We start from the raw sequence: 17,887 nt of genomic DNA, 5'->3' as shown, positions 1-17,887 counted from the left end.
CACAGCCGGCACCGCGACTGACGGAGCGCCGGGCGGCCCAGGTCAACCGATCACACGAACGCACCGGAAGGTTGCCTCGGATGACCCTTGCCGCCAGACGCCACCCTGCCACCGACCGCGACGACAACCCGCGGGCTCTCGCTACCGAGCCGGCGCACACCGCCGAGCGCGATCTCGACGAAGTGCTCGCGGCCGAGCGAGCCCACCTGGACATCTCCCGCGTCGCGCTGCGCCGGATGCGCGAGCGCGCCGAGGCCCTCTTCGCCAGCGGCGCCCAGGTCGCCGGCGACCCGTTCGCGGCCGAGACGCTCGGCCGTACGCTCTCCCGGCGGGTCGCCGAGCTCGCCGACGATCCGACCACCCCGCTCTTCTTCGGCCGGCTCGACTTCGGCGGGAGCGCCGACGGCCAGCACAGCGGCACCGCCGACCCGGACCACGCCGGGCGGGAGTACCACGTCGGCCGTCGGCACGTCACCGACGACGCGGGCGAGCCGCTGGTGCTGGACTGGCGGGCACCCGTATCCCGTTCGTTCTACCGGGCCAGCGCCCGCGACCCGCAGGGCGTGGCGACGAGGCGGCGGTTCGGGTTCAGCGGCGGCGTGCTGACCAGCTTCGAGGACGAGCACCTCGACCGGGGCGAGGAACTCGGCACGGCCAGCCGGATCCTCACCGCCGAGATCGAGCGCCCCCGGGTCGGCCCGATGCGGGACATCGTGGCCACCATCCAGCCCGAGCAGGACGAGCTGGTCCGGGCCGACCTGGCCGATTCGATCTGCGTACAGGGGGCGCCGGGCACGGGCAAGACGGCGGTCGGGCTGCACCGGGCCGCGTACCTGCTCTATCTGCACCGGGAGCGGCTGCGCCGATCCGGCGTGCTGATCGTCGGGCCGAACCGGGCGTTCCTGTCGTACATCGCGGCGGTGCTGCCGGCCCTCGGCGAGGTGGAGGTCGAGCAGGCGACGGTGGAGGACCTGGTCGCCCGGGTGCCGGTCCGCGCGGTCGACGACCCGGCCGTGGCGACCCTCAAGCACGACGTACGGATGGCCGAGGTGCTGCGGCGCGCGGTCGACGCTCACATCGGCGCGCCGACCGAGCCGATCATGGTCTCGGACGGGTCGTTCCGCTGGCGGATCGGCCTCGACCCGCTGCACCGGGTGGTAGAGGAGACCCGCCGGGAGGGGCTGCCCTACGCGACCGGCCGGGAACGCGTCCGAGCCCGGGTGGTGGGGCTGCTGCAACGCCAGTCCGAGGCGCGCCGCGCCGAGTCACCGAGCGACGCCTGGCTGCGCCGGATGGGCAAGGTCAAGCCGGTCACCGCGTTCCTCGACGCGGTCTGGCCGGCGCTCACCCCGGAGGGGCTGCTGCACACGCTGTTCACCGACCCCGACGCGCTCGCCACGGCGGCCGACGGGCTGCTCGCCGCCGAGGAGCAGGCGCTGCTGTTCGGCGCGCCGGCCACTGTCGGCCGGCCGGCCGACGCGGCGGGTGCCGGACAAGTGACCCACCCGACGGCGACCAACGGCCTGCCGGCCGACCTGCCGGGCGCCGGGCGACCGAGCGACCTGACGGCCGCCGAAGGCCGACCGGTCGACTCGGAGGGCGCCGGGCAGCGGAGCGTGCCGACAGCCACCGGCGGGCGGCGGAGGGGCACCGCGCCGGCGGCCGGGACGAAGCTGGGGCGCACCCCGAAGGCCACCAAGTGGACCGCCGCCGACGCGGTGCTGATCGATGAGGCGGCCGGGCTGATCGAACGGCCGGGCGGCTTCGGGCACGTGGTGGTGGACGAGGCGCAGGACCTTTCCCCGATGCAGTGCCGGGCCATCGCCCGGCGTAGCGAGCACGGGTCGATCACCCTCCTCGGCGACCTGGCCCAGGGCACCGCGCCCTGGGCCGCCACCGACTGGCGGGAGTCCCTGGCCCACCTGGGCAAGCCGGACGCGGCCGTGGTGCCGCTGAGCGTCGGCTTCCGGGTGCCCGCCGCGGTGGTCGCGTTCGCCAACCGGCTGCTGCCGGCGCTCGCCGTCGACGTACCCCCGGGGGAGTCGCTGCGCCGCGACGGCGCGCTGGACGTGCGTACCGTCGACGACCTGGCGGCGGCGACGGTGGCGGAGGTGCGGGCGGCGCTCGCGCACGACGGCTCGGTCGGCGTGATCGCCGCCGACGAGGCGGTCGACCGGCTCCGCGCGGCGCTGGCCGCCGCCGGCGTCGAGACCGCGACCGCCGACGACGTCGAGGCCGCCACGCGGGTCACGGTGGTCCCCGCCACCCTGGTCAAGGGCCTGGAGTACGACCACGTCGTGGTCGTCGAGCCGGCCGCGATCGTGGCCGCCGAGCCGCGCGGCCTGCACCGCCTCTACGTGGTGCTGACCCGGGCGGTCTCCGGGCTCACCGTGCTGCACAACGCGCCGCTGCCCGCGCCACTCGGCTGATCCCGGCTCGCGCTGCCGCACGGCGCGCTGCTGCCGGCCCCACCACTCACCTGAGCCCGGTCACCAGTTCGGCCGGCGGCCCGCCGCGGCCTCCGGCCGGCCGACGCCCTCAGCGCCAGGCCAGCCGGGCTACCCGGCCCTGCTCCCCGGAGGCCCAGCAGCCGCCCGTCGGAGTGCACTCCACCGCGTCGAAGCTGCCGGTGTCGAAGCGCTGCCAGGTCCGGCCGCCGTCGCGGCTGATGTCGCTGCCGGTCGGTCCGACCGCGAGGGCGGTCATGCCGTCCGCCCAGGCCGCCCCAGAGCGGTACTCGCCGGGCTGCTCGGCGGCGACGGACCAGGTGCGCCCGCCGTCGGCGGTCCAGGCGGCGCCGTCCGGCGCGCTGGTCGGGGTGGTGAAGTCGCCGCCCAGCGCGACGCCGTGCCCCGGATCGCGGAAGGCCAGCGAGTAGATGCCAGCGGACGGGCCGCTGGGCACCGGGGTGTCGGTGACCTGCCAGGTGTGCCCACGGTCGTTCGTGCGGAACACCCGCGCGGTCGACCCGCCACCGGTGGCGAACCAGGCGCTGTTCGCGCCTTGGTCCGCGGTGGCCAGGCAGGTGCCGCTGGCGGCGAACGCGAACTCACCGGGCAGTGCGGCCGGCATGCCGTCGGTCGGCAGCACCGACCACGAGCGGCCGCCGTCGGCGGTGGAGATCAGCCGGAACCGGCCGTCCACCGGATCGGAGAGCGCCAGCCCGTGCCGGTCGTCGAAGAAGGCCAGGCAGTCGTAGAAGGCCCGGTCGTCGTCGTTGCGGAAGGTCTCGGCCCAGCTCCGACCGCCGTCGTCGGTGCGGTAGACGCGCGACTCGCCGCCCGGCCCGATCGACAGGATCACCGCCCGGTACGCGTCGAACGCCTCGATGTCCCGGAACTGCAGCGGTACGTCGGTGGTCGGCCCCACCTGCTCCCACTCGCGTCCACCATCGACGGTCCGCAGCACTGTGGAAGCGCTGCCGCTGGCCCACGTCACCCGACCGTCCACCGGGGACAGTCCGCGCAGCCGGGCGGTCACCCCGGTGTCGCTGAGCTGCCAGGTGGGGCTCGGGCGCCAGGCGGCCCCGGAGCTGGTGGCGACGACGGCGGCGGCCAGGACGAGGGAGGTGAGCGTACGCATCCGCATGCGCCGGAACCTACCGGAGATCGGCGACAACCGATACTCCCGGCGGGCCGAGGGGAGGTCTCTTCACCTGACCTTTTGTCCGATTCCGGCCCACCGGCTCCCGGGACGGTGCCACGATGCCCGCAGGGCGTGCCGCCGGGGCCGCCCCCTGCCGAGAGGGGTCAGCGTGAGCACCGTCGAGCCGGGCACGCCCTGCTGGACCGACCTGGCCACGCCGGACCTGGAGGACGCGAAGCGGTTCTACCCGCAGCTGTTCGGCTGGACCGGCCGCGTCTCCCCGCAGCCCGAGGCGGGCGGCTACACCGTCTTCCTGAAGGACGGCCGCTCGGTGGCCGGGGCCGGGCCGCCGGCCAGCCCCGACCAGGTCCCGATCTGGTCGACGTACGTGTCGACCGACGACGCCGACCTGGCGGCAACCCGGGTGGAGGAGGCCGGCGGGCAGGTGGTGGTGTCCCCGTTCAACGTCTTCGACCAGGGGCGGATGGCGGTCTTCGCCGATCCGGCCGGGGCGGTGTTCAGCGTCTGGCAACCGATGGCGATGCCCGGCGCGGAGCTGTTCAACGTCCCCGGTGCGATGAGTTGGAACGAGCTGGTCACTCCCGATCCCGACCGCGCCAAGGAGTTCTACGGGCTGGTCTTCGGCTGGCAACCGGAGGACCAGCCGATGGGCCCGGTCACGTACACCGGTTGGCGGTGCGGCGCCCGGATCGTCGCCGGGATGATGCCGCCGCTGGAGGAACTTCCGGCCAACCTGCCGGCGTACTGGTCGGTCTACTTCGCGGTGGCGGACGCCGACACCGCCGCCGCCCGCGCCGCCGAGCTGGGCGGCACCATCCTGGTCCCGCCCCGGGACATCCCCGCGGGCCGCATCGCGGCCCTCCGCGACCCCCAGGGCGCCCTCTTCAACATCACCGCCCTCTCCTGACCCGCCGCCCCACTTGCGCCGATCTTGCACTTTCGGCCAGGGATACGTCGCTTATGACCCTTTGGTCGGGGCCGAAAGTGCAAGATCGCGGAGGGTGGGGGTGGGGGTCAGCGAGGGCGGACGGGGACGACGAGGGGGCCGTGGTCGCCCTGGACGACGCGGACGTGGGCGCGGTAGTGGGTGGCGAGCAGGTGTTCGGTGAGGACCTCGCGGGGTGGGCCCGCCGCGGCGACCCGGCCGTCGGCGAGCAGGACCAGGCGGTCGGCGTACTCGCCGGCGACCGAGAGGTCGTGCATGGTGGCGAGCACGGTCAGGCCGTGTTCCCGGCGGAGCTGGTCGACCAGTTCCAGCACCTCCTGCTGGTGGCCGATGTCCAGCGCGCTGGTCGGCTCGTCGAGCAGCAGCAGGGTCGCGCCCTGGGCCAGCGCCCGGGCCAGGAAGACCCGCTGCCGCTCGCCGCCGGAGAGCGTGGCCAGTTCGCGGTGTCCGAAGGCACCGAGGTCCAGCCGGTCCAGCACCCCGTGCACGGCGGCCAGGTCGGCGGCCGACTCCCGGCCCAGCGGCGGGATGTACGGGGTGCGGCCGAGCAGCACGTAGTCCAGCACCGACATGCCGGCCGGCACCACCGGGGACTGCGCGACGGTGGCCACCACCCGGGCCCGGTCCCGGCGGCGCAGCGCCTGGATCGGCGTACCGAAGAGGGAGACCGCACCCGGCGCGGAGCGCAGGCCGCCGACGGCGCGCAGCAGGGTCGACTTGCCGGCGCCGTTCGGGCCGATCACGGTGACCCACTCGCCGGCGGCGACGGTCAGGTCGACGCCGGCCAGGATCGGCGCGCCGCCCAGGCTGACGTGCAGGTCGCGCACCTCGACCGCGAGCGGGTTCATGTGAGCACCCGCCGGGAGGTGCGCAGGACCAGGACGAAGAACGGCCCGCCGAGCAGCGCGGTGACCACGCCGATCGGGATCTCGGCCGGGGCGGCGGCGGTCCGGGCGACCACGTCGGTCAGCGCGAGGAACGCCCCGCCGAAGAGCATGGAGAGCGGCAGGATCACCCGGTAGCTGGAGCCGGCCAGCAGCCGTACGGTGTGCGGCACGATGATGCCGACGAAGCCGATCAGCCCGGAGGCGGAAACGGCGGCGGCGGTGCCGAGCGAGGCGGCGGCGATCAGCAGGTAGCGGGAGCGCTGCGGGTGCAGCCCGAGGCTGGTCGCCTCGTCGTCGCCGACGGAGAGCACGTCGAGTTCCCGCCGGTGCAGCAGCACGACCACGGCGGTCAGCACGAAGTACGGCAGGACCAGCCGGACGTCCTGCCAGCCGGCGGTGGCCAGCCGGCCGAGCAGCCAGGAGTAGACCTGCTGGATGTCGTCAGAGTTGCGCTGCAGCAGGTAGGTCTGGCCGGCGGCGAGGAAGGCGGAGACCGCCACCCCGGCCAGGATCAGCGTCGCCGGGGAGCGGTCCCGCCCGCCGGCCGCGCCGAGCAGGTACGTCAGGGCCACCGCACCGAGCGAGCCGACGAACGCGGCCAGCGGGATGGTGACCGGCAGCCCGGTCAGCGCCCCGCCCGCCCCGACGCCGAGGGCGATCACCGCGGTCACCGCCAGCCCGGCACCGGCCGCCACGCCCAGCAGGTACGGGTCGGCCAGCGGGTTGCGGAAGACCCCCTGGTAGCAGCCGCCGGCCAGGGCGAGCAGGCCACCGACCAGCAGGCCGAGCACCACCCGGGGCAGCCGCAGCTCGGTGACGATGGCGACGTCCCGCTCGGTCAGTCCGCTGTCCAGGTGCACCCCGGGCAGCAGGTTGAGCAGTTCGGCGGCGACGCTGCCGGGCGGCAGGCTGACCGGCCCGAACGACACCCCGGCGACCAGCGCGACCAGCACCGCGCCGAGGCCGGCGGCGAGCCAGCGCTTGCGCAGTGCGGCTGGCCGGGCCGGGCCGCCGGCACCCGGGGCGGGGGCGGACCGCGTGACCGCCGGACGGCCGGCCTCGACGCCCGGACCGGACGCGGCGCCGGCGCCCTGCGCGGGTACGCCGGTGGGCCGGGACGCGTCGGGCGTCCCGGCCGGCCGGGGTTCGGTGGGTCGCACGGTCATCGACGGGAGACCGTCACGCGGGCACCTTGGCGGTGGCGTCGACGATCGACCGGAGCAGGTCGACCACGCGCGGGCCCCAGCGCGAGGCGATGTCGTCGTCGAGGGCGACGATCTGGTTGTTCTTCACCGCGGTGACGCCGGCCCAGCCGCTGCGCGCCTTGACCGTCTCCGCGGTCTGCTGGCAGCACTTGGTGTCGGCCAGGAAGACGAAGTCCGGGTTCGCCTTGACGATGACCTCCTGGGAGAGCTGCGGGTAGCCGCCGTTCTTGCCGTCGGCGTCCGACGGATCGGCGATGTTCTCCAGGCCGGCGAGGGCGTAGATCGAGCCGATGAAGGTCTTGCTGGTGGCGCTGTACAGCTCCGGGCCCAGCTCGTGGTAGTAGGTCAGCTTCTTCGCCCGCTGCGGCAGGTCCTTCGTCAGCTTGGCGATGTCGTCCTTCATCCGCCGGGTGACGTCGGCGGCCTCGGTCGGGTGGCCGGTCAGCGCGCCCAGATCGGTGATCTGCCGGTAGGTGTCGTCCAGCGTGCTGGCCGCCGGGGCGAGCAGCACCGGGATCTTCAGCGTGGTGAGCTGGTCGACGATCTTGTTGGTGTCGTTGGAGAGCACCACCAGGTCGGGGCTCTTACCGGCGATCGCCTCGGCGTTCGGCTGGAAGCCGGACAGGTCGCTCTTCGGCGCCTCCGGCGGGTAGTTCGACTGGTCGTCGACGGCGGTGACCTGCCTGCCCGCGCCGATGGCGAAGAGCATCTCGGTCGCGGTCGGCGAGAGCGAGACGATCTTCTCGGGGCGCTTCTCCAGCGTCAGCTTGCCGACGGTGACGGGAAAGGCGGCGGCCGCCGAACTGCTGCCGGCGGCGGGGGTGTCGGACGTCTTCTCGGCGCAGGCACCGAGGGCGAGCGCGACCACCGCGAGGGTCGCGGCGAAGAGCCGGGGGGTACGTCTGGACATCGGTCCTCCTGTCGGTCGAGGATTCTGGTGCTTCGCCGACAGGGACCGCGTACGCCGCCCGCCCGCGAGGCGCCCTTCCTCGAGAGCGCGTGTCGCGACCGCGCCACAGGCGACCTGGCTCGTCCCCGCGGTCGGCGCCGGCGTGGGGCCGACGAGCGGGGCATCACAGTTGCGGGACAGCGCCGGTTTCACACCGGCTTCGCTGCGGGTTGGTCGGTAGCACGGTAGCGCACGACCGGTCGAGATCGCCCGCACGGGCGGGGTGGGGCCCGCGCGTCGGCAACGATTTTCCATCCATGAACATCTGGCGAAAGTTCCTTCCAAGCGGGACAGTGAACGGCAACGACGCCTCACTCCTGTGGAGCTGCCATGGCCACGAAACCCTTGCGTGCGGTCGCCCTCGCCGGCGTGACCGCGCTCGCCCTCCTCGGCACCACCGCCCCCGCCGGGGCCGTCACCGCCGACGAGGCGGTGACCCACGACGAGCAGATCACCTGGCAGGGCTGGTCCGGCGACGCCGACTGGCAGGCCGGCACGGCCGCCGGCACGGTGGTCACCCCCGCCGGCCTCACCCTCGGCACGCCGGTCGGCACGACCCAGTACAAGGACCCGCACAGCAAGAGCAAGCGGACCTGGGCGTACGGCACCTGGACCTCCCCGCTGACCGAGGTCGGCTTCGACGCCAGCGAACTGGTCGCCTCCTGGAACGCGGAGACCCCCGCCGGCACCTGGATCCAGGTCGAGCTCCAGGGCACCTACACCACCGGCACCCGGACCCCGTGGTACGTCATGGGGCGCTGGGCCTCCGGCGACGCCGACATCAAGCGGACCACCGTCGACAAGCAGGGCGACAAGACCTCCAGCATCTGGACGGACACCTTCGCCATCAACGATGAGACCGCCGGGGTGCTGCTGCGGGCGTACCAGCTCCGGCTGACCCTCTACCGCGACCCGGCGCAGACCGCGTCGCCGGTGGTCCGCTCGCTCGGGGCGATGAGCTCGTACGTGCCGGCCCGGTTCACCGTGACCCCCAGCGCCGGCCACATCGCCTGGGGCGTCGAGCTGCCGGTGCCGCGCTACTCGCAGAACATCCACGCCGGCCACTACCCCGAGTACGACGGCGGCGGCGAGGCCTGGTGCTCGCCCACCTCGACCGAGATGGTGGTCGAGTACTGGGGCCGCAAGCCCTCCGCGCAGGACACGTCCTGGGTGGACCCGACCTACCCCGACCCGACGGTCAACCACGCCGCCCGGATGGTCTACGACTACCAGTACGACGGCGCCGGCAACTGGCCGTTCAACACCGCGTATGCGGCCAGCTTCCCGGGCCTCGAGGCGAAGGTGACCCGGCTGCACTCGCTGGACGAGCTGGAGCACTTCATCGCCGCCGGCATCCCCGTGGTGACCAGCCAGTCCTTCCTCGCCAGCGAGCTGGACGGGGCGGGCTACGGCACCTCCGGGCACCTGATGGTGATCGTCGGCTTCACCGCCGACGGCGACGTCATCGCCAACGACCCCGCGTCGTCCAGCAACGAGGCGGTCCGGAACGTCTACCAGCGGGAGCAGTTCGAGCAGATCTGGCTGCGGACCAAGCGGACCACCGCCAGCGGCGGCACCGGCAGCGGCTCCGGCGGCATCGTCTACCTGATCAAGCCGACCGACCGGCCCTGGCCGGTGGTGCCGGGCTCGACGAACTGGTGACAGTCCACTCGTGAACGACGAGCCCGGCACGGTGCACCGTGCCGGGCTCGTCGTTCGAACGTGTCGTCGTCGGCCGGTCGGCCGGGCTCAGCGCGACGGGGCGAACGAGGCCGGCGGGGCCGGGGGCTCCGCCGGCTGGCGCCGCCGCCGGATCATCCGGACGATGATGACCACCCAGGCCACGGCGGCGGCGAGGCCGGCCACGGTAAGCCCGGTGACCAGCAGGTACGTCGACCCGCCGGTGGTGGAGAAGACGCCCTTGCGGGCGCCCGTGTCGCGGGCCGGGGCGGTGCTGCCCTGGGACAGCCCGTCCGGCGCGTCGTAGAGGATGACGTCGGCGCGCTTGGCGCCGCCCTCGGTGGCCACGAAGTCGCCGTGCCACTCACAGTTGCGCCGCCCGCATTCCTCGTTCACCGCGGTGAACGTGCCCGACGTGCCGCCACCGTTCTTCGCCTCCCAGGCGGGAGCGAGGTCGGTGGCACCCAGCATCAGCCCGATGGCGGCGATGACCGGAAGGCCGATCCAGACGAAAACCTTGCTCCGCCAGCCATTGATCTTGTCCATAGCACTCACGCCGGCCGACCCTAGCGGTCCGGCTCCGATCGCGCTGCCCCGCTTCGGTGCTGCATGGTCCCGGTCTCAGCGAGGCTGCTCGCCGGGCTCACCCTCGCCGGGCTGCTCCTCGCCGGCCAGCGCGGAGCGGAGGCGCTCCTTCTCCGCGCGACGACGCTCCGCCGACTCGGCCATCTCGCCGGCCATCTCGTCCCGCCAGCCCCGCAGCAGGAAGAAGGAGAGCGCGGCGGAGAAGGCCAGCGCCAGCATCAGCCGGAGGAAGATGTTCATCTCGATCGGCCAGAGGGCCGCGAGCACCAGGACGAACAGCCCGATCCGGCCCAGCGTGTACTTGACCGCCGCGCTCACGTTCGCACTCCGTTCTCCGCCACCCGACCGTCGGGGGCGGGAGGTTCAGCCCGTCCGCCGGGCCAGCCAGTGCACGCCATGAAACCAGATCACCGCGTACGTCAGGGTGAAGACCGCCGCAGCCAGCGCGCCGGAGACCAGCGGCGGCAGCCCGGCGGCCAGGCCGGCCGCCAGCAGCCCGGCGAACACCCCGACCACGCCGGCGACCAGCGCCGCGACCACCCGGGCCGCCCCGAACTCCCAGGCCCGGAAGTCGTCCCAGAACAACCACAACGGCAGGATCACCGCCAGCCAGCCGTTGGTACGGCCGAAGCCACCGGCCCCGATCGAGGCGAACGCCCACTCGAAGAGCACCAGCGCCAGCACCCCGATCACCAGGCCGGCGAGGCTCACGCCGAGCAGGTCGCCCAGGGTGAGGATGCGTCCCTCGGCGTCCCGCCGGGGGAAGGCCCGCTGCTGCTGTTCGCTCATCGGTCCGCGGTCAGGCCCAGACCTGCTGCGGCTCGGAGCGGCGCTCCACCAGCGACGGGGCGGCGTCGTACTCCCGGACCACGTTGTAGCGGGTGTCCCGCTCGACCGGGCGGAAGCCGGCGTCCCAGATCAGGTGCAACAGGTCCTCCCGGTGCATGGTGTTCGGCGTGCCGTACGCGTCGGCGTCGTGGGTGATCTTGTATTCCACGACCGAGCCGTCCAGATCGTCCACACCGAAGTTGAGCGAGAGCTGGGCGACCGACAGGCCGTGCATCACCCAGAAGCACTTCACGTGCGGCACGTTGTCGAAGAGCAGCCGGGAGACCGCGAAGGTCTTCAGCGACTCGGCCGGCGAGGCCATCGTGGTGCGGGCCTGGATCCGGTTACGGATCTTGCCATCCGCCGAGTCGACGAAGTCGTGCTGGTAGCGCAGCGGAATGAACACCGCGAACCCACCCGTCTCGTCCTGCAGCTCGCGCAGCCGCAGCACGTGGTCCACCCGGTGCCGGGGCTCCTCGATGTGGCCGTAGAGCATGGTCGACGGGGTCTTCATGCCCTTCGAGTGGGCCAGCCGGTGGATCCGCGACCAGTCCTCCCAGTGGCAGGCGTGGTCGACGATGTGCTGCCGGACCTCCCAGTCAAAGATCTCCGCGCCACCGCCGGTGAGCGACTCCAGGCCGGCGTCCATCAACTCGTCGAGGATCTCGTCGGCGGAGAGGCCGCTGATCTTCTCGAACCACTGCACCTCGGTCGCGGTGAAGCACTTGAGCTTGACGTTCGGCAGCGCCGCCTTCAGCTCGCGCAGCACCTTCGGGTAGTAGCGCCAGGGCAGGGTCGGGTGCAGGCCGTTGACGATGTGCAGCTCGGTGAGCTGCTCGTCCTCCATCTCCTTTGCCTTGCGGACCGCCTCGTCGATGCGCATCGTGTAGGCGTCCTTCTCCCCCGGCTTGCGCTGGAACGAGCAGTACGCGCACGAGGCGGAGCAGACGTTGGTGAGGTTGAGGTGCCGGTTGACGTTGAACATCACCCCGTCGCCGTTGAGCTCGGTGCGCCTGTGGTGGGCCAGCCGCCCGAGCCAGGCGAGGTCGTCGCTGTCGTAGAGCGCGATTCCGTCCTCACGGGTCAGCCGCTCCCCCGCGTACACCTTCGCTTCGAGCTCGCGCTTGAGTCCGGCGTCCATCGAAAGCCACGTCCCTTCCACCTGAAGTCCCGGTCGAGCGTACGTCTCTCCTCCGACGAACCGACGGCCCGGTCAACCCCAGCGACCTACTTCACCGGACTTCCAGCCGGTCGTCACGCTCCGCGCATCGACATCCCTGCGTCCGTGAGGTAAGACAGGATGGGGCGGGACACACACACTGGTACCGTCCCAGGGCACACCAGACCGGACGGGGAGCGGAATGGCCGACAGCGAGCAGGGGCGGCGGCAACGACGCAGGAGCCCGGTGGTCTCGCCGGTGCTGCGTCCCGCGCTCTGGTCCGCTCTGCTCGGCGCCGTCGCCGCGGCGGCCCTCGCCGCCCCGGCCTGGGCCGAGCCGCCGCTGCCGAACACGGTTCCCGACACCGGCTCCCGCCCGGCCCCCGCCGCCGGTTGGCGGCTGCCCGGCTCGGTCCCGGGCCTGCCCGGCACCGCGGTGCCCGGCGCCCCCGGCACGGCGTCCGCCAACCCCGTTGGTGGCCCGCTCATCGCCCAGATCGAAGCCCTCGACGCCCAGGTCGGCCTGCTCGCCGACCAGCTGCTGCAACTACGCGACCAGCGCACCGAGGCGCAGTCCCAGCTGGCCCTCGCGGCGGGTGAGCTCAAGCGGGCCGACGAGGCGCTCGCCACGGCGCAGGCGGGCGCCGACGCCGCGGCGGCCGAGGCGGTCAAGGCCGCGGCCGCCCTCCCGCCCGGCGAGTTCGGCGAGGACCTGCACGACCTGAGCATGCTCCAGCGGATCACCCGCGGCGACAAGGCCGAGGGGGCGACCACCGCCGCGGCCGGCGAGCTGGCCCGGGCGCGCGCCGCCGAGCAGATCGCGCGTGAGGCGTACGCCGCCGCCGAGTCGCGGGCGCGCAACGCCGACGAGCAGTACGCCGCGGTCGAGAAGGCACACCACGAGCAGGAGGCCCGGCTGCTGAAGCTGCGCCGGGACAACGCGGCGCAACTGCTCGAGGCGGAGCGGCGTGAGGAGGCCGCCGAGCAGCTTCTCGGCAGGTCGTACGTCGGCAATCAGAGCGTGAGCGGGCTGGTCGCCGACCCCCGGGCCCTGGCCGCCGTGCGGTACGCCCTGGCCCAGCTCGGCGACCCCTACCTGTGGGCGGCGGAGGGGCCGGACCGGTTCGACTGCTCCGGCCTGGTCCTCGCCTCGTACCTGTCGGCCGGCTACCGCGACCTGCCCCGCGTCTCCCGGGACCAGTACTACGCCACCCGGAGCCGGACCGTGGACCCCAACTTCCTGCTCCCGGGTGACCTGCTCTTCTTCGCCTCGGGCAGCAGCTGGACGACGATCCACCACGTCGCGATGTACATCGGCGGCGGCAAGATGGTGGAGGCGCCACGCAGCGGCGACGTCGTGAAGATCTCCACCGTCCGCTGGAGCCGGCTCTACGCCGCCACCCGGGTCATCGGGGCAATGCCCGCTCCGGCACGCCCGGTGCCCGCGCCGACACGGACGACCACCCAGCCGAGGCCGACGCCGACGCCGACGAGGACGGCCACGCCGAAGCCCACCCGTACGCCGACGCCGACGCCCACGACCACCACGCCGAGCCCGACCACCAGCCCGTCCACCTCGCCGTCGCCCACGCCATCGCCGACCACCCCGCCGCCGACCACTTCCGCCCCCGAGACGACGTCGCCGGCGGAGACGAGCGAGCCGAGCCCGACGACGAGCAGCAGCACATCGGAGCAGGCCTCGGCCAGCGCGAGCGCCGGCGGCTGACGGCAACCGTCCACTCCGACTGTGCCGCCGGGCCGGAATGTGGCACGGTGAGATTCAGGCACTCCCGGCCCGACACCACGGTCCGGGTGCGAGCGCAGGCGCGGAGGGCGAGCATGGGCGAGCAAGAGGTTCCGGCGGAGACGGTCCACCCCGGATCCGCGCCCGGCTCGGCCGACCGAGCGGCCGACGTTACGCCTGACCCGGCCGCCGCCGGCTCCAACCCGCAGACCGGATCCCCCGCGCCGAGCCCGGCCGCTGTCGTCCGGGGTCGGGTCAGCGTCGCCAGCGTCGCCGCCTCCGACGGTGAGCGGCCGACCGCCCCGGCGACCGCGACGACCTACCGCGCGGGCGCGCCGGCCGAGGTGCCACCGCAGCCCATCCCGCCCCTGGACCGGCGCCGCCCCGGTGCCACGGTGACGCCCTCCACCTGGTCCGGCTTCGCCGCCGCCGACGCGCCGGCCGGGTCCGAGCCGGACGCGTCGGGCGGGGCCGTGCCGGGCCGGCGCGACCCCGTGGCTCGTCCGGCCCGCGCCAGTGCCTCCGTACCGGGGCAGAGCCGGATCCCCGCCGACGATGCGGGAGCGGCCGGTGGCGCGCTGGTGGCGAAGGCGGGCGGTACCAACGTCTACCGCTCGGGTCCGGTCAATCCCGAGCCCCCCGAGCCGGCGCAGCCGCCCGAGCCGGCCCAGCCCCCGAAGCCGCCCACGCCCGAACCCGAGCCGGCCCCCACGCCCGTGCCGGGACCGACTCCACCCTCGCCGGCGCCGCCCGTGCCGGAACCCGAGCCGCCGTTCCCGCCGGTGCCGCCGAAGCCCGCGCCGCGGCCGGCTCCCCGGCCCACCCCGGGGCCGGTCCCACCGGTTCCCGAGCCGCCCGTGCCGCCGCCCGGTCCGCCGGTGCCCCCACCCCCGCCGCCACCGGGCCCGATGCCGGCCCCACCGTTCCCGCCCCCGCCCGCCATGGCCACCCCGGCGGGCGGGCCGGTCTCCGCCCCGCCGGTGATCCCCGCGCAGGCGGGCCGGCCGGTGTCCGCGCCGCCGGTGGTGCCCGCGCCGGCACTGCCCACCTGGCCGCCGTCCACCAACCCGGCCGACCATCTGGACGGCGGGGCCGCCCGGAGCGGCGTGCCCGGGTTTCGGACGAGCGCGCCACCGGCGACGGACCGGCAGGTCAGCGGGGTGCCGGCCGGCGGACGCCCCGGGCGGACCAGCTACCAGGGCGGTCCGGACCTGGCCGGCACGGCGTACGGCGGCGCCGACGGACCGGGCTTCGCCACGGTGTCCTTTCCCCGGGGCAACCCGCTGGAGAACTCCGGCTCCCTGACCGGGCACATCCTGGCGCAGGGGTGGACGGAGGACCGCCGGACCACCCGGTCGAGGAACGCTCGCGTGGTGATCGTCCTGGCCGCGTCCCTGGGTCTGCTGGTGGCGATCAGCGTGCTGGTCGTGCTGCTGGCCGACGACGCGCTGAGCGGGCTGACCGGCAACCTGCTGAGCAGGTGACCGGCCCGGCGGCGGGATGGTGAGCCCGCCCACTACGGCATCGCAGCGCGGTGGCACGTTCGTCGCGCCGCCGTACACTTGTGGAGATCACTGACCCGGCGCGCGTGTCGCGCGCCCATGGGCGATCTTGCGGGCGATTCGGCGGCGTTTGAGCTGCGGCGGGCCATCGCGAAGATGCGCCCCGCTCGAAAGGCTTTTCTTGACCAGCTCTGCTGACCCCGGCACGTCCCCGTTCGCCCACGACACCTCGGTGGAGAAGCTCTCCACCGGCACCGACACCCCCGACTTTGCCGCGCTGGGGCTGCCCCAGCCGCTGGTCGGCGCGCTCGCCCGGCAGGGCATCACCACCCCGTTCGAGATCCAGCGGGCCACCCTGCCGGACGCCCTCGCCGGCCGGGACGTGCTGGGCCGGGGCCAGACCGGCTCCGGCAAGACCCTCGCCTTCGGACTGCCGGTCCTCGCCCGGCTCGCGGACCGCAACCGGGCCCGCCCGCTGCACCCGCGCGCCCTGGTCCTGGTCCCCACCCGGGAACTCGCCATGCAGGTCAACGACGCGCTGATGCCGCTCGGCAAGGCCGTCGGAGTGTTCCTCAAGACCGCCGTCGGCGGGGTTCCGTACGACCGGCAGATCGACGCGCTCCGCCGAGGCGTGGAGATCATCGTCGCCACGCCGGGCCGGCTCGGCGACCTCATCGCGCGGGGCGTCTGCCACCTGGACGACGTCGAGGTGACCGTGCTCGACGAGGCCGACCAGATGGCCGACATGGGCTTCCTGCCCGAGGTGACCGAACTGCTGGCGAAGACGCCGGCGGACGCCCAGCGGCTGCTCTTCTCGGCCACCCTGGACGGTGACGTCGACGCGCTGGTGAAGCGGTTCATGACCGACCCGGTCACCCACTCGACCGCGCCGCCGACGGCCGCCGTGTCCACCATGGACCACCACATGCTGCTGATCCCGCCGCACGACAAGTTCGCGGTGGCGGCGTCCATCGCGGCCCGCTCGGGCCGGACGATGCTCTTCGCCCGTACCCAGCTCGGCGTCGACCGGCTGGTCGAGCAGCTCGCCGCGGTCGGCGTACGCGCCGGCGGGCTGCATGGCGGAAAGACCCAGCGGATGCGTACCCGGACCCTGGCCGAGTTCCGCGAGGGCCGGATGAACGTGCTGGTCGCCACCGACGTGGCGGCCCGGGGCATCCACGTCGACGGGGTCTCCCTGGTGCTGCACGTCGACCCGCCGAAGGACCCGAAGGACTACCTGCACCGCGCGGGCCGTACCGCCCGAGCCGGCGAGTCCGGCGCGGTGGCGACGCTGGTGCTGCCGAAGCAGCGCCGGACCACCCTGGCCATGCTGGAGAAGGCCGGCGTCGAGCCGGCGCAGACCCGGGTGCGGGCCGGCGACCCGGCGCTGGCCGAGCTGACCGGCGCGCGGGAGCCCAGCGGGGTGCCGGTCCGCGACGAGCCGCGCGAGCAGCGCCGGTACGGCGACCGCCCGGCCGGCCCGCGCCGCTTCGGCGACCGGGACGGCCGCGGCGAGCGCCGCTCCTTCGACCGCGACGGTCGGGGCTCGTTCGACCGCGACGGTCGGGGCTCGTTCGACCGCGACGGTCGGGGCTCGTTCGACCGCGACGGTCGGGGCTCGTTCGACCGCGACGGTCGGGGCTCGTTCGACCGCGACGGTCGGGGCTCGTTCGACCGGGACGGTCGGGGCGAGCGCCGGTTCGGCGAACGGGACGAACAGCGCTTCGGCCGCCCGTCCGGTGAGCGCCGCTTCGGCGACCGCGAGGCGCGTGGCGATCGCCGCTTCGGCGACCGCGACGGCCGCGACGACCGGCGGTTCGGCGACCGGCCGACCGCAGAGCGGCGCTTCGGTGACCGGTCGACCGGGGACCGGCGCTTCGGCGACCGGGACGCCCGGGGGGAGCGCCGGTTCGGCGAGCGCGGCGGGGACTTCCGCTCGGCTGACTTCCGGGGCCGTCCGGAGGGGCGGGGCCGGGACGACCGGCCGCGCGACGACCGGCGCGGCTTCGGCGGGCGACCGCCGGCGCGTACCCACTGAACTGAACCCGGACGCCGCCGTGGAGCGCACGCTCCGCGGCGGCGTTTCCACATCCCGTGCCGCTGTCCGCGTGGTCGCGTAACGTCCGGTTCATGCCGACCAAGCCGAAGTCGCTCTTCTGGACCAGGACGGACACCGCCGGGGCCGAACACGTCGTTTTCGACGACGGTCAGGGTCTCGTCGCGCGGGGCGTGGTGCTGGCCGTCGACCCGATCCCGTACACCTGCCGGTACCAGCTGACCGCCGGGCCGGACTGGGCGACCACCCGGGTTGAGGTGGAGGTCGAGGGGGCGGGCTGGTCGCGCAGTGTGCGCCTGGAACCCGGCGGCGGGCGGTGGCGGGTGACCACCGGAGAGCAGGGCGACCTGGACGCGGCGCTGCGCGCCGCCGGTCATCCGCCGGCCGGGCTGCCGGGCACGGACGACCCGGACCGGCTGGCCGACGCGGTCGACGTCGACCTGGGCGGCTCCACCCTCTTCAACATCCTGCCGATCCGCCGCCTCGGTCTGCAGCGGGCGCCAGCGGAGAGCGCGCGGCGGATCGCCGTGGCGTGGGTGCTGGTGCCGAGCCTGGTGGTGGTCCCCGCCGAGCAGGTCTACACGTCGCTCGGACCCGGCCGGGTGCGCTTCGCCAGCGGCACCTTCACCGCCGACCTGGACGTGGACCCCGACGGCTACGTGGTGCGCTACCCGGGCCTGGCCGAGCGGATCGACCCCCGCTGACGCCGGGCCCCCGCTGACGGCGGCCGCTCTGGGGGC

The 17,887-nt window shown here is 74.3% G+C and carries 15 protein-coding genes and 1 riboswitch; of the genes, 7 read left to right on the top strand and 8 right to left on the bottom strand.

Going from position 1 to position 17,887, the window contains the following annotated elements; all coding sequences use genetic code 11:
* Nucleotides 1-80 precede the first annotated feature (80 nt).
* Nucleotides 81-2,429 (top strand): HelD family protein, encoded by a 2,349-nt coding sequence (locus tag GA0070624_RS05985; protein ID WP_176731605.1) that lies wholly within the window; start codon nt 81-83, stop codon nt 2,427-2,429.
* A 109-nt stretch (nt 2,430-2,538) separates the two neighbouring features.
* Here the strand turns inward: GA0070624_RS05985 and GA0070624_RS05980 are convergent, their stop codons facing one another.
* Nucleotides 2,539-3,588 (bottom strand): WD40/YVTN/BNR-like repeat-containing protein, encoded by a 1,050-nt coding sequence (locus GA0070624_RS05980; protein WP_218105118.1) that lies wholly within the window; start codon nt 3,586-3,588, stop codon nt 2,539-2,541.
* A gap of 166 nt (nt 3,589-3,754) precedes the next feature.
* On the opposite strand from GA0070624_RS05980, the gene GA0070624_RS05975 reads away from it, so the two are divergent.
* On the top strand, nt 3,755-4,513 hold the full coding sequence (locus GA0070624_RS05975; protein WP_091337372.1) for a VOC family protein: 759 nt from the start codon (nt 3,755-3,757) through the stop codon (nt 4,511-4,513).
* Nucleotides 4,514-4,620: 107 nt separating this feature from the next.
* Here the strand turns inward: GA0070624_RS05975 and GA0070624_RS05970 are convergent, their stop codons facing one another.
* The 3 genes from GA0070624_RS05970 to GA0070624_RS05960 are packed head-to-tail and all read right to left on the bottom strand — an operon-like array spanning nt 4,621 to nt 7,554.
* On the bottom strand, nt 4,621-5,400 hold the full coding sequence (locus GA0070624_RS05970) for an ABC transporter ATP-binding protein (protein ID WP_091337371.1): 780 nt from the start codon (nt 5,398-5,400) through the stop codon (nt 4,621-4,623).
* Nucleotides 5,397-6,605, bottom strand: a complete 1,209-nt coding sequence (locus tag GA0070624_RS05965) for a FecCD family ABC transporter permease (RefSeq protein WP_091337369.1) — start codon at nt 6,603-6,605, stop codon at nt 5,397-5,399. The genes GA0070624_RS05970 and GA0070624_RS05965 overlap by 4 nt, the downstream gene beginning before the upstream one ends.
* Nucleotides 6,606-6,618: 13 nt before the next feature.
* Nucleotides 6,619-7,554, bottom strand: coding sequence for an ABC transporter substrate-binding protein (locus GA0070624_RS05960; protein WP_091337368.1), 936 nt, complete (start codon nt 7,552-7,554; stop codon nt 6,619-6,621).
* Nucleotides 7,555-7,667: 113 nt separating this feature from the next.
* Nucleotides 7,668-7,752, bottom strand: a riboswitch (cobalamin riboswitch).
* 171 nt (nt 7,753-7,923) lie between these two features.
* On the opposite strand from GA0070624_RS05960, the gene GA0070624_RS05955 reads away from it, so the two are divergent.
* Complete coding sequence (locus tag GA0070624_RS05955; protein ID WP_091337365.1) at nt 7,924-9,255, top strand: C39 family peptidase; 1,332 nt, start codon at nt 7,924-7,926, stop codon at nt 9,253-9,255.
* Nucleotides 9,256-9,342: 87 nt separating this feature from the next.
* Here the strand turns inward: GA0070624_RS05955 and GA0070624_RS05950 are convergent, their stop codons facing one another.
* The 4 genes from GA0070624_RS05950 to mqnE all read right to left on the bottom strand — a co-directional run bounded on the left by GA0070624_RS05950 (nt 9,343) and on the right by mqnE (nt 11,827).
* On the bottom strand, nt 9,343-9,828 hold the full coding sequence (locus GA0070624_RS05950) for a hypothetical protein (RefSeq protein ID WP_141714938.1): 486 nt from the start codon (nt 9,826-9,828) through the stop codon (nt 9,343-9,345).
* Between the two features lie 66 nt (nt 9,829-9,894).
* Entirely contained in the window at nt 9,895-10,176 is a 282-nt protein-coding gene (locus tag GA0070624_RS05945) for a DUF4229 domain-containing protein (RefSeq protein ID WP_091337361.1), read from the bottom strand.
* Nucleotides 10,177-10,221: 45 nt separating this feature from the next.
* Nucleotides 10,222-10,647, bottom strand: coding sequence for a hypothetical protein (locus GA0070624_RS05940; RefSeq protein WP_091337359.1), 426 nt, complete (start codon nt 10,645-10,647; stop codon nt 10,222-10,224).
* 10 nt (nt 10,648-10,657) lie between these two features.
* A complete protein-coding gene (mqnE, locus tag GA0070624_RS05935; protein WP_091337357.1) occupies nt 10,658-11,827 on the bottom strand; it encodes an aminofutalosine synthase MqnE in 1,170 nt (389 codons plus the stop codon).
* 220 nt (nt 11,828-12,047) lie between these two features.
* Between mqnE and GA0070624_RS05930 the strand changes: the two genes are divergently transcribed.
* From GA0070624_RS05930 to GA0070624_RS05915, 4 genes are all read left to right on the top strand, one after another.
* Nucleotides 12,048-13,571 (top strand): C40 family peptidase, encoded by a 1,524-nt coding sequence (locus GA0070624_RS05930; RefSeq protein WP_091337355.1) that lies wholly within the window; start codon nt 12,048-12,050, stop codon nt 13,569-13,571.
* Between the two features lie 113 nt (nt 13,572-13,684).
* On the top strand, nt 13,685-15,073 hold the full coding sequence (locus GA0070624_RS35555; RefSeq protein ID WP_091337352.1) for a hypothetical protein: 1,389 nt from the start codon (nt 13,685-13,687) through the stop codon (nt 15,071-15,073).
* A 199-nt stretch (nt 15,074-15,272) separates the two neighbouring features.
* Nucleotides 15,273-17,129: a DEAD/DEAH box helicase gene (locus GA0070624_RS05920; protein ID WP_483819066.1), complete on the top strand. Its 1,857-nt coding sequence runs from the start codon at nt 15,273-15,275 to the stop codon at nt 17,127-17,129.
* A gap of 92 nt (nt 17,130-17,221) precedes the next feature.
* A complete protein-coding gene (locus GA0070624_RS05915) occupies nt 17,222-17,851 on the top strand; it encodes a putative glycolipid-binding domain-containing protein (protein ID WP_091348238.1) in 630 nt (209 codons plus the stop codon).
* The last annotated feature ends 36 nt before the right edge of the window (nt 17,852-17,887 follow it).

The organism is Micromonospora rhizosphaerae (assembly GCF_900091465.1).
In the GTDB taxonomy this organism is placed as follows: Bacteria; Actinomycetota; Actinomycetes; order Mycobacteriales; family Micromonosporaceae; genus Micromonospora; species Micromonospora rhizosphaerae.
Note: the sequence above shows the minus strand (reverse complement) of the source record. Positions and strands in the feature narration are given on the sequence as shown.